Below are 11950 nucleotides of genomic sequence, written 5' to 3'. Positions count from 1 at the left end.
CCTGAACGACTACTTCATAGAAATAAATTAAATGAATTTCGACTATAATACCACAAGAAACGAATTAATTCTAGCCGAATACGGCCGTAATGTACAAAACATGGTTAAGTACATTATAGAATTACCCGATCGTGAAGAACGTAATAAATATGCACAGGCAGTAATCGACCTAATGGGCTTTCTGAATCCCCATTTACGTGATGTTGCCGACTTTAAACATAAACTATGGGATCATTTACACATCATATCTGGCTATAAGATAGATGTGGATAGCCCATATCCTAAGCCTACTCCTGAAGCAGCTTTAATAAAACCTGACCATATTGGTTATCCTCAGCAAAGAATCAAATACAAACATTACGGCAAAACTGTTGAAGTAATGATTGAAAAAGCGATAGCTGTTGATGAACCGGAACGCAGAGCGGCAATGGTACAAGGCATAGCAAACTTCATGAAAATGGCTTATGTTACCTGGAATAAAGATAGCGTAGCTGATGAAACCATCTTCAAAAATTTACGTGAACTATCTGCCGGTCAACTAGAACTGGATGAGAATGTTAACCTAAATAAAGTTGAATTTAAGCCTGTTGTTAGCAGACCTTCTAATAACAACAACCGTGGCAGACAAAACAACAACAACAATAAAGGCAGACAAAACAACAACAACCGTCAGCAACGTAACAACAATCCTAAACAAAAACATTAATCCTTACCAATTTTAAAATTTAGATCCTTAATAGTAGTATGAACGCATTTGAAATAATTGGTGGAAAGAAGTTAAAGGGTGAAATTCACCCTCAGGGAGCAAAAAATGAGGCATTGCAAATCATTGCCGCTGTTCTATTAACAGATCAGAAAATTACCATCAGTAATATTCCAGACATCAAAGATGTAAACAAGCTTATTGAATTGTTAGGCGACATGGGTGTAACCATTGAGCGCTTATCAAAAGACACTTACACCTTTGAAGCTAAAAATATTGACCTTAAATTCTTCTTATCTGATACCTTTAAAGCTAAAGGTGGTGGTTTAAGAGGTTCAATCATGATAGTTGGTCCACTTTTAGGCCGCTTTGGAACTGCCGCAATCCCTAAACCGGGCGGCGATAAAATAGGCAGAAGAAGATTAGACACTCACTTTTTAGGCTTTGAAAAACTAGGCGCTAAATTTGTGTACGATTCTAAAAAAGAGTTCTTTAATGTAGATGCAACAAACCTTCAAGGTGCATATATATTATTAGACGAGGCATCAGTAACCGGTACAGCTAATATCGTTATGGCAGCTGTTCTTGCTAAAGGTGTTACTACCATTTACAACGCCGCATGTGAGCCATATTTACAACAGCTTTGTAAAATGCTAAACCGCATGGGGGCAAAAATCACCGGTGTTGGTTCTAACCTTCTTACTATTGAAGGAGTTGAAAAACTTGGTGGTACTGAACACAGGATGCTTCCTGATATGATTGAAATAGGTTCATTCATAGGATTAGCAGCAATGACTGAGTCAGAAATCACCATTAAAAATGTATGTTATTCTGAGCTTGGTGTAATCCCTGATGTATTCAGAAAATTGGGTATCAAATTTGAATTAAGAGGTGATGATATCTTTATTCCTTCTCAAAAGCACTATGTAATTGAGTCATTTATAGACGGTTCAATGCTTACAATTGCCGATTCTCCATGGCCTGGCTTCACTCCCGATCTTTTAAGTATTGTGTTAGTTGTTGCCACGCAAGCAAGAGGAAACTTACTTATTCACCAGAAAATGTTTGAAAGCAGACTGTTTTTTGTGGATAAACTAATTGATATGGGTGCTCAAATCATCCTTTGCGACCCTCACAGAGCAACAGTTAACGGTATCGATAAGAAATATAAACTTAGAGGTATCAGTATGACCTCTCCTGATATACGTGCCGGAGTTTCGTTGTTAATTGCTGCATTATCTGCTGAAGGAAAATCTACAATCTTCAATATAGAGCAAATTGAACGCGGTTATCAAGATATTGATATTCGTTTACGTGCATTAGGTGCGCAAATTACGCGTATCGAAGCTTCTGCTCCAACACATTAAAAGCTTTATTATGTTCATCGTCATCCTGAATTTATTTCAGGACCTCACAAGAGAAAGGAAGCCTTGCATGTGCGAGATCCTGAAATAAATTCACTGTTGTCCGGAGAAAGTTTTATAATAAATTTTAACCGGACAGCCGACTTACAAATGGTTGCAATATTTGGCTTCTGAAATATTATTTTCCTGAATATTGCAGCTATAAAGAGTTAAGAATGCTAAAACACGAATTATAATCTAATTTTCTCCGGACAGCCGGATTTAAATAGGAATTTTAAAAATGGGAAAAACAGAGGGCTTGCTTTTTCAAAAGACAAAAAAAACACTGTTTTTAGCTTAATTTAAATGATTTAATGGTGTGTTTAGATTTTAACCGGACAACAGTGAAATAAATTCAGGATGACGATAAATTCAGGATAACGATAAATAAAAAAGCCCCAAATCGGGGCTTTTTTATTGTATAGTGGTTTTGTCTCGGTTGCTTATTTAAGCAGAAATAGCATTGATGATGTCATACTGAGTGATAATTTCAATCTTACCCCCTTCAGTTTCAACCAACACTGCGCTATTTTCTTTATTTATTAACGCAGAAATCCTATCAATTGATGTGTTGAGATCAACAAAAGGAAAGCCAGATGACATAATCTCCTGAACCTTAGCTGATTTCAATGAAGGATTTTCCATTAAGGCCTTTAATATATCACCCTCAGCCAACTTACCCACAACCATTTCTTTTTGAGTAACCGGAATTTGAGAAATATTTAACATGTGCATTGTATTAATTGCCTCAAGAATAGTCTTTTCACAATCTATAGTTACAATTTCTGTTTTGTCTTTTTTATCGATAATCGTAGCGGCAGTAAGTTTCTCATCTTTTAAGAAACCACGCTCTCTTAGCCAATCTTCATTATACATTTTTCCCATGTACCTGCTACCATGGTCATGAAATATGATCACAACAACATCTTCAGGTTTCAATTTATCCTTTAATTGCAGCAATCCCGCAACCGCAGAACCTGCCGAATTACCCACAAAAATCCCTTCTTTGCGTGCTATATCACGTGTCATCAAGGCAGCATCTTTATCCGTTACCTTTTCAAAAAGGTCAATTACATCAAAATCAACATTCTTTGGCAGAAAATCTTCTCCAATACCCTCTGTGATATAAGGATAGATCTCATTTTTATCAAAAATTCCAGTTTCTTTATACTTTTTAAACACAGAACCATAAGTATCAATACCCCATACTTTAATGTTAGGATTCTGCTCTTTAAGGTATTTTCCAGTACCTGAAATAGTACCCCCGGTACCAACTCCTACTACCAAATGGGTAATTTTCCCTTCCGTTTGTGCCCAAATCTCTGGCCCTGTTTGCTCATAGTGCGCCTGAGAGTTAGATAAATTATCATACTGATTAGGCTTCCATGAGTTAGGAACCTCGCGTTCCAAACGCGTAGAGACTGAATAATAAGATCTTGGATCCTCTGGCTCAACGTTAGTTGGACATACGATTACCTCAGCTCCAAACGCGCGCAAAGCATCCACCTTTTCCTTTGATTGCTTATCAGTGGTAGTAAAAATACACTTGTAACCTTTAATAATAGCAGCCATAGCTAGTCCCATACCGGTATTTCCGGATGTTCCCTCTATAATAGTTCCGCCTGGTTTCAATTTGCCACTTTTTTCAGCGTCTTCTATCATTTTCACAGCCATACGATCTTTTATTGAGTTACCAGGGTTGGTTGTCTCAATTTTAGCCAATATCGTAGCCGGAATATCCTTCGTAATGTTATTCAATTTTACCAATGGTGTATTACCAATGGTTTCTAAAATATTGTTGTACCACATGACACAAAAATACAGATTGAAGATTGGAATTTTATTTACAAATAGAAATTCATAATTTAATATTGAAATAACGAAATACACAGTATATTATTTTAATCTAGTACTCCAATAGACTAACAAACAATTAAATATATAGGTAAACACCGAACCTTAGCCACTCAATTTATACAACTTACCCGGTAAAGAAATCAGAATCCCCTGCATTTCAAGGCTTAACAGATGCATCGCAAGCTTACTCTGGGGTATTTCAGATTGTATGGCCAGGTCATCAATCCTTACCGCAGATACCTGCAATAGATCCACAATTTTCTGTTCTTCTTCAGAAAGCCCTATTAATAATTGGGTTTGTTTAGTCTTTTTCGACTTTACCTCATCCCATCCAAGATAATAAGCCAGGTCTTTTGCGTGATTAACGAGTGCAGCCCTATTCGTTTTAATCAGGAAATTACAGCCTTCAGAGCTCACATCTGTTGTCCTGCCTGGAAAAGCATAAACATCCCTATTGTACGAATTGGCGATATCTGCGGTAATTAAAGCTCCTCCTTTGGCCGTTGCCTCCACTACAATTGTAGCATCTGCAAGCCCTGCAATAATGCGATTTCTCTTCGGAAAATTCTCTTTATCAGGATTGGTATACAATGGAAATTCCGTTAACAAACCGCCATTTAGCACCATCTTTTGTGCTATTGGCTGATGTAAAGAAGGATAAACCCTATCCAGTCCGTGCGCTAGAACACCAATTGTCGGGATATTTTGATACAGACTTTCTTTATGGGCAGCTATATCAATGCCGTATGCGAGTCCACTAACGATAACTACGTCATAATCAGCTAAGGTTACAGCCAGTTGCTTACAGAGCTCTCTGCCGTACTCTGTGGCCTTTCTGGTACCAACTACACTAATAATCCTACTATGATTAAGGTCTGCAGTACCTTTATAATATAACAATACTGGCGCATCAAAGCAGTGTTTTAACCTTTTAGGATAGTTATCATCAGTATAAAACAATGATTCAACCTTATGCTTTTTGATAAATTTCAATTGTACTTCGGCAGTTTTTAAAGCATCATTGGCTAGAATCTGCTCAGCCGTAACAGGCCCTATACCGGGAATTTGCAGCAATTCCTTTTTACTCGCTTTAAATATAGCCTCTGCGCTACCAAAATGCTCCAGTAAGCTTTTGGCTGTTACATGCCCTACACTCTTAATCAATGTAAGGCCAATTTTGTAAATTAAACTCATGGGCTAAATTATATATTTATTTACCCACCAACCAACAACTCAAAATAAACAACTAACAATCAACACATTAAAAACAAACTACAAAAATAGTTTGTAAACTATAAAAATAGTAGTACCTTTAATTAACAACAATATATAATACGTAATGAGAGAACTTACAAAGGCGGAAGAACAGGTAATGCTAATTTTATGGGAGATAAAAGAGGGCTTGGTGAAGGAAGTAATAGACAAAATGACCCCACCAAAACCAGCATACAATACGGTGTCAACTGTAATCAGAGTATTAGAAGGTAAAGGGTTTATTGATCATAAAGCTATTGGTAATACCCATATCTACTTCCCTATTATAACTGAGGAAGAATACAAACACTTTGCATTTGATAAAGTAATGAACAATTACTTCGAAAACTCTTACCAGAGCTTGGTATCATTCCTTGTAAAAGAGAAAAACATGGATATGGACGAGCTTGATGAATTGATCCAACTCGCTGAAAAACTTAAAAACAAGAAATGATGAACTGGTTGTACTATCTGCTGGAGGCTAATCTGTATTTAGCTGCGTTTTACGGGTTTTACCGTTTGTTTTTACATAAAGAGACTTTCTATTCCTTAAATAGAGGCTATCTTATTGTAACCAGTATTGTGGCTTTTATTATCCCACTTTTGCAGGTAGGTTACCTTAATAATCTTTTAAATAATCAACAGGAAGCCAGAATCTTATCTGTTCAGGTAGCCCAGGTAACTGAAACAAGTAAAGCACTCACAGTAACCGATCTGCTGATCTTTTGTTACCTAAGTATCGCTGCATTTTTTACAGTAAAAATGGCCATTAGCATATACAAGATCATTTTACTATCCTTTAATGCTAAAAAACAGAAAGCAGGGAAAGTCACCTATGTAGAACTAAATCATTCACATGCTGCATTTTCATTCTTTAACCTACTATTTTTAAATCCATCTGTAGCTGAAAAGCATACCATTCTTAAGCACGAAATGGTCCATATACAACAGAAACACAGCTTGGATATCATTTTCTTTGAAATTGTTCAAATAATCGCATGGTTTAACCCTATTACCTATTTCATTAAAAAGGACATTAAGCTTTTACATGAATACATCGCTGACGACATTACCACGGACAATGATATTCATAAACATGATTACGCTATGTTTCTGATTCAGAACTCCTTCGGAATTGTACCCAATCAACTCGCCAATCAAATATTCAATCAATCAATATTAAAAAGGAGAATTAACATGTTAAACAAAGAAAGATCAGCAGGAAGAGCGAGGCTCAAACTCCTGTTTGCACTGCCAATTGCCGGAGGAATGCTTTGCGCGTCCACCATGGCGTTTACTAAAGATTATGCGATGATAGACTTGTATCCGGAGAAATACGAGTCTACGCAATCCGTAAAACAGGATACGTCTAAGAAAAAAGCAACTGAATTGGAAACCGTTAGGACTAAATCAGGAACAAAAGCTAAACCAGTAAAATTCCCACCTCCAATTGTAACACCTGATCCGCCAGCTGCACCAAGGCCAAAAAAACCAGCGGGTAATGTCAAATTCCCACCAGTAAAATTCCCCCCACCTATTGTAACTCCAGATCCACCGGCAAAACATAAAAAGGCTAAATCACTTAAGGAAGTAAAGTTCCCGCCACCAATTGTAACCCCAGATAAACCTGTGCCTCCACCTCCACCACCTGCAGAGCCAAAAAAAGATGAACCAACATCAATAAGCATTAGCGGAACCAATCAAGATGTTGTACTTATCACCAATGGAGAACAAACAAAGGCTGTAAAGACTCAAAAAATAACTTTTACAGGAAGAGGAACGGTAGCAACTGACCTACAAGGTAAACCGACAAAAAACGGAGTTAATACAGTACAAAAAGGCACAGTTACCTTCGAGGCAAAGCCAACTAACTAAACCTTACTGAGGTATGTAAACCACGTACTTGGTTTCAAAAAACTCTTCTTCAAAGTAAGCTGAAAGCGGATATAATTCCGCTTTTAGTCGTGATTCAGAAATCTCTTCCTTCAAATCACCTCCCTTTAAATACAGTATACCGTTAGCAATGGCGTTTTTTGAATCCTTATTAAACTTACCTTTTACCCAAGGGTAAAAGTCTATAAGCCTTGTAACCGCTCTCGAAACCACAAAATCATACTTATCAGCGATCTGTTCGGCTCTTAAATGACTGGCCTTAACGTTTGTTAAACCCAATGCCAAAGCCACTTCAGTAACTACTTTAATCTTTTTACCGATAGAATCTACCAGATGAAACTGAGTTTCAGGGAAAAGAATAGCCAAGGGAATTCCAGGGAAACCACCTCCGGTACCAACATCCAATACCCGCTCTCCTGCTTTAAAAGTGCAAAATTTAGCGATTCCAAGTGAATGAAGAATATGGCGTTCATACAATTCATCAATGTCTTTTCTTGAAATTACATTGATCTGGGAGTTCCAAAAACTGTACAATTCATACAATTGATCGAACTGAGCTATCTGCTGATCAGTTAGCTCTTTAAAATATTTCTGTATAAGAGTAGACTTTATTTCCACTGGACTTTTTTAACAAATATAGACACAATGCCGTTAAACACTAGAAAAATGAACAATAGAATATCCAAAATAGGAAACCAGAAGCTCAAATTACCATAACTTAACCGCTTTAAAAGGCGAGGATAAACAAAACACCTTATTATAATACTCAAAGCAAAAACTCCTAATGCTATATATAAGGTAGCTTTAAAAAACAATAATGCTGTAAAGAAAGCATAAAACAGGAACTGAATGATAATCTGCGACGACAAAATGAACTTATGTTTCCCTTTGTACATCTTACCAGCACCAAAATGTCTCTTCTTTTGTCTCAAATAAGCACCAAAACTTGTATTGGGCTCACTCCAAACATGAGCATCTTTATTGATAGAGATCGCTGTATTGTTCTTTGTAGCATGCGCATTTACAAATAAATCGTCATCACCAGAGGGAATATGCATGTGCGCAGCGAAGCCCTTATTCTTAAAGAACAACGATTTTTTATATGCCATATTTCGGCCAACACCCATATAAGGCATACCTTTTAGTGCAAATGAAAGGTAATTTACTGCTGTAAAAAAAGTCTCAAAACGAATTAATGCGTTCAATATCCCTCTCTTTTTCATATAAGGCGAGTACCCTAAAAGAATATCTACGCTATCATCTTCCGGCTGTTGCATACCCAATAACCAGTCTTGAGAAGCTGGCAAACAATCAGCATCTGTAAAAACCAACCACTCATTCGATGCTGCTTTAATACCCATGGTAACTGCAAATTTCTTACCTGCAATAAACTTTTCGCCTTCATTTACCTGAACAACTTTTAAATGCTTATACTGTTTCTGAAATGATTCCAATAATTCACGCGTTCCATCCCACGATCTATCATTCACAACAACAACCTCATAATCAGGATAATTCTGTTCAAGAACCGACGGAAGGTACTCCGTAAGGTTATTAACCTCGTTTCTGGCACAAACCACAACGCTTAATGGCTTCCTACCTGTTTCAGGAAGATCATCTATTTTAACTAAAGCTAGTTTTAAGTGAACAAAGAGACTAAAATATAGCTGTACTAAAAAGCAAAAGATTAAAGCGCCGAGCAGGCAACTCTCAATTAAGGTTAATTCCACGATGTATTTTTGTAACCGGCAAATTTCTCATTTTTAATCTGTAATGCACATTTATGTTGATAAAAAATTTAGACCGTAAATAGCTGGTTTTTTGCTACTTTTGCGCAGATTTTTAAACGTATATATTAATAGGTGTAAAAAATCAAATAATCATACACAGATGAAGTTTAGTTTAGAGGCAAAAGATATACATTCAAAAGCAAGAGCAGGGACAGTTACAACAGATCACGGAGAGATACAAACTCCAATTTTCATGCCCGTAGGTACCGCAGGAACAGTTAAAGCAGTACACCAAAGAGAGCTTGAAGAAGATATCGATGCCAAAATAATTCTTGGAAACACCTACCATTTATACCTTAGACCAGGACTGGATGTTCTGGAACAAGCCGGCGGATTACATAAATTTATCGGTTGGGACCGTCCTATTTTAACAGATAGTGGTGGTTATCAAGTATATTCTTTGAGTAAAGTAAGAAAAATCAAAGAAGAAGGAGTTACCTTTCGTTCGCATATAGATGGTTCAAAACACCTGTTTACACCAGAATATGCAATGGATATACAGCGTACCATCGGAGCCGATATCATTATGGCTTTTGATGAATGCACACCATACCCATGCGATTATAAATATGCAGCTTCATCTATTCACATGACACACCGCTGGTTAAAGCGTTGCTGTGACAGATTCGACTCCACAGAGCCTAAGTACGGCTTCAATCAAACCCTTTTCCCTATCGTACAGGGTTCAGTTTATAAAGATTTAAGGAAAAAATCAGCAGAATTTATTGCATCTATGGACCGTGAGGGCAATGCAATAGGTGGCTTATCTGTTGGTGAACCTGCTGAAGAAATGTATGGTATGACAGAGGTTGTATGCGATATTTTACCATACGAAAAACCTCGTTATTTAATGGGCGTAGGTACTCCTATCAATATTTTAGAGAATATTGCGTTAGGAGTAGATATGTTTGATTGCGTAATGCCTACAAGAAATGCCAGAAATGGTATGCTTTTCACTAAAAACGGTATCATTAACATAGGTAACAAGAAGTGGGCAAACGACTTCTCGCCAATTGAAGCTGATAGCGATCTATATGCAGACCAAGTTTACTCTAAAGCCTATTTAAGACATCTAATGCACTCAAAAGAGATGCTAGGCGCACAAATAGCTACCCTACATAACCTACATTTTTACCTGTGGTTGGTTAAACAAGCTCGCGAAAAAATCATCGCAGGCGAGTTTTATGCGTGGAAAAACAAAATGGTAACTATCTTAGGGAATAAATTGTAAATGAGTTTCTTTAAAGACAGGATTAAAATCATCGACTGGTACATTATCAGTAAGTATCTGGGTACATTTCTGTATACCCTGACCTTATTTGTGGTGATCATCATTATTTTTGACTTGTCGGAGAAACTGGATGACTTTTTAAGTGCAAACCTTACCTTTTGGCAGGTTGTAACACTGTATTACGCAGGCTCCATCCCCTTTTACGTGAATATGCTCTCGCCCCTGATCAATTTTATTGCCGTAATTTTCTTTACCGCAAAGATGGCCGATCAGACCGAAATTGTACCAATTCTAAGTGGAGGAGTAAGCTTTAACCGCTTCCTTTTACCCTATTTTGTATCTGCATTCGTCATATTTTCTGTAAATCTGGCTTCAAATCTTTTCATTCTTCCCTATACAAATCAGCTTAAAAATAGCTTCGAAAACACCTATGTAAAGAAGAATGCATCACCAAGCAAGAACAATATCCACATGAAATTAGATGCGAATACCTACATCTATATGGATAGTTTTGACAACAAAACAAAGAAAGGATCAAGGTTCTCCCTTGATAATTTTAAAGGCGATGTACTTACTAAAAAGCTTGTTGCAGAGGAAATACAGTATGATTCTTTAAAAAGATCATGGAAGCTTACCAATTATTCCGTAAGGTATATCAATGGCTTAAAAGAAACCTTTGTTAGAGAATTGGTAAAACCAAAGGACACTATACTTGACATGAGACCAGATGATTTCTCGGCCTACGACAACATCTACGAAAACCTGAGTAACAAAGAGTTATCAGACAAAATCAGAAAAGAAAAGACCAGAGGAACCGGTATTTGGAACGATCTGTTGTTTGAACAGTACAAACGGTACTTACACCCGCTTTCAGCCTTTGTTTTAACCCTAATTGGTGTAGCATTATCATCTCGCAAGGTACGTGGAGGTGTTGGTTTACCTCTTGGAATAGGCATATTATTAAGCTTTGCCTATATTGTAATGAACCAATTTGCCAAGATGTTCTCCCTAAAAGGAGGCGCCTCTCCGTTATTTGCAGTACTCGCCCCAACCATATTTTTTGGCTTGTTAGGCTACTATTTATTGAGAAAAGCCCCTAAATAATGTGCCGGTTACACCAGAAACATCTGTAACCAAAAACCTTTTAATCTTACATTTCACTGTGTTCATATAAGGCTTTACAGGCATCCTCGGCGCTCTAATACTATTGATATCATTTACTCTTTTTACGGCCATTTTAGAGCCTCTAATAAAGAAACAACGTGTCCTGATACAGAATGCCATCGTAGGTTTAACCATCATTACAGGCATCTATCTTATCTTTAAATTCGAATAAAAGTACACTTTAGGCATCATTTTCGGGCTTACTTCAGCCCTTGGATCCAGCTTATTCGCCACCATAAACTCCACATTAGTTCAAAAAATCGACCATAAAATCATTGGATTTTATGAGATTTCAGGAGCTTTTTTCTGGATCACACTGTATCGTTTGTTCGACAAAACGCTACTTACCGAGACATTCAATTTGACTGTTACCGACTGGATTTACCTGACCGTTTTAGGTACCATTTGCACCGCCCTCGCCTATGTTGCAGGCGTGTCGGCGATGCGTACTTTGTCGGCTTTTAGGGTAGCACCCATCACCAACCTCGAGCCCGTATACGGCATCATTTTAGCCTTCATTTTCTTCGGAACCAAAGAGGCAATATCTACCGGATTTTACCTCGGATCCACCCTCATTTTAGGCTCAGTTTTCTTATAGCCCATCTACAAAAAAAGAAGGAATTTACACTAGCAACCTGCCCCTTCTAACGAGAGG

11 protein-coding genes are annotated in these 11950 nt (G+C 37.3%); 7 read left to right on the top strand and 4 right to left on the bottom strand.

Annotated features, from left to right (window positions below; genetic code table 11):
- Window positions 1–31: 31 nt before the first annotated feature.
- Both HQN83_RS16455 and murA read left to right on the top strand, forming a co-directional pair.
- Window positions 32–706 carry a DUF4290 domain-containing protein gene (locus HQN83_RS16455; protein WP_173091418.1) on the top strand — a complete coding sequence of 225 codons (675 nt, stop codon included), beginning with the start codon at window positions 32–34 and terminating at the stop codon, window positions 704–706.
- Between the two features lie 38 nt (window positions 707–744).
- Complete coding sequence (murA, locus tag HQN83_RS16450) at window positions 745–2070, top strand: UDP-N-acetylglucosamine 1-carboxyvinyltransferase (protein WP_173091417.1); 1326 nt, start codon at window positions 745–747, stop codon at window positions 2068–2070.
- A gap of 483 nt (window positions 2071–2553) precedes the next feature.
- On the opposite strand, the gene HQN83_RS16445 is transcribed toward murA, so the two are convergent.
- Both HQN83_RS16445 and dprA read right to left on the bottom strand, forming a co-directional pair.
- The gene (locus tag HQN83_RS16445; RefSeq protein ID WP_173091416.1) at window positions 2554–3915 is read right to left on the bottom strand and encodes a pyridoxal-phosphate dependent enzyme; all 1362 of its coding nucleotides are present in this window, start codon (window positions 3913–3915) and stop codon (window positions 2554–2556) included.
- A 150-nt stretch (window positions 3916–4065) separates the two neighbouring features.
- Window positions 4066–5157, bottom strand: a complete 1092-nt coding sequence (dprA, locus tag HQN83_RS16440) for a DNA-processing protein DprA (RefSeq protein ID WP_173091415.1) — start codon at window positions 5155–5157, stop codon at window positions 4066–4068.
- A gap of 178 nt (window positions 5158–5335) precedes the next feature.
- Here dprA and HQN83_RS16435 point away from each other — a divergent pair, with 178 nt between their 5' ends.
- Window positions 5336–5671, top strand: coding sequence for a BlaI/MecI/CopY family transcriptional regulator (locus tag HQN83_RS16435; protein ID WP_394353510.1), 336 nt, complete (start codon window positions 5336–5338; stop codon window positions 5669–5671).
- Complete coding sequence (locus HQN83_RS16430) at window positions 5668–7092, top strand: M56 family metallopeptidase (RefSeq protein ID WP_173091414.1); 1425 nt, start codon at window positions 5668–5670, stop codon at window positions 7090–7092. The genes HQN83_RS16435 and HQN83_RS16430 overlap by 4 nt, the downstream gene beginning before the upstream one ends.
- Window positions 7093–7095: 3 nt before the next feature.
- Here the strand turns inward: HQN83_RS16430 and rsmG are convergent, their stop codons facing one another.
- Together rsmG and HQN83_RS16420 are read right to left on the bottom strand one after the other, a co-directional pair.
- Window positions 7096–7728: a 16S rRNA (guanine(527)-N(7))-methyltransferase RsmG gene (rsmG, locus tag HQN83_RS16425; protein ID WP_108206129.1), complete on the bottom strand. Its 633-nt coding sequence runs from the start codon at window positions 7726–7728 to the stop codon at window positions 7096–7098.
- The gene (locus HQN83_RS16420) at window positions 7719–8840 is read right to left on the bottom strand and encodes a glycosyltransferase (RefSeq protein WP_173091413.1); all 1122 of its coding nucleotides are present in this window, start codon (window positions 8838–8840) and stop codon (window positions 7719–7721) included. The genes rsmG and HQN83_RS16420 overlap by 10 nt, the downstream gene beginning before the upstream one ends.
- Before the next feature lie 160 nt (window positions 8841–9000).
- Here HQN83_RS16420 and tgt point away from each other — a divergent pair, with 160 nt between their 5' ends.
- The 3 genes from tgt to HQN83_RS16405 all read left to right on the top strand — a co-directional run bounded on the left by tgt (window position 9001) and on the right by HQN83_RS16405 (window position 11893).
- The gene (gene tgt / locus HQN83_RS16415; protein WP_173091412.1) at window positions 9001–10131 is read left to right on the top strand and encodes a tRNA guanosine(34) transglycosylase Tgt; all 1131 of its coding nucleotides are present in this window, start codon (window positions 9001–9003) and stop codon (window positions 10129–10131) included.
- A complete protein-coding gene (locus HQN83_RS16410) occupies window positions 10132–11235 on the top strand; it encodes an LptF/LptG family permease (RefSeq protein ID WP_173091411.1) in 1104 nt (367 codons plus the stop codon).
- Between the two features lie 247 nt (window positions 11236–11482).
- Window positions 11483–11893: an EamA family transporter gene (locus tag HQN83_RS16405; protein ID WP_317172517.1), complete on the top strand. Its 411-nt coding sequence runs from the start codon at window positions 11483–11485 to the stop codon at window positions 11891–11893.
- The last annotated feature ends 57 nt before the right edge of the window (window positions 11894–11950 follow it).

The sequence above is a fragment of the Pedobacter foliorum genome (assembly GCF_013266735.1).
Lineage (GTDB): Bacteria > Bacteroidota > Bacteroidia > Sphingobacteriales > Sphingobacteriaceae > Pedobacter > Pedobacter foliorum.
Note: the sequence above shows the minus strand (reverse complement) of the source record. Positions and strands in the feature narration are given on the sequence as shown.

Coding starts and splice junctions, on each gene's coding strand:
- HQN83_RS16455 (WP_173091418.1), top strand. CDS start 32: ATGAATTTCGACTATAATACCACAAGAAACGAATTAATTCTAGCCGAA.
- murA (WP_173091417.1), top strand. CDS start 745: ATGAACGCATTTGAAATAATTGGTGGAAAGAAGTTAAAGGGTGAAATT.
- HQN83_RS16445 (WP_173091416.1), bottom strand. CDS start 3,915: ATGTGGTACAACAATATTTTAGAAACCATTGGTAATACACCATTGGTA.
- dprA (WP_173091415.1), bottom strand. CDS start 5,157: ATGAGTTTAATTTACAAAATTGGCCTTACATTGATTAAGAGTGTAGGG.
- HQN83_RS16435 (WP_394353510.1), top strand. CDS start 5,336: ATGCTAATTTTATGGGAGATAAAAGAGGGCTTGGTGAAGGAAGTAATA.
- HQN83_RS16430 (WP_173091414.1), top strand. CDS start 5,668: ATGATGAACTGGTTGTACTATCTGCTGGAGGCTAATCTGTATTTAGCT.
- tgt (WP_173091412.1), top strand. CDS start 9,001: ATGAAGTTTAGTTTAGAGGCAAAAGATATACATTCAAAAGCAAGAGCA.
- HQN83_RS16410 (WP_173091411.1), top strand. CDS start 10,132: ATGAGTTTCTTTAAAGACAGGATTAAAATCATCGACTGGTACATTATC.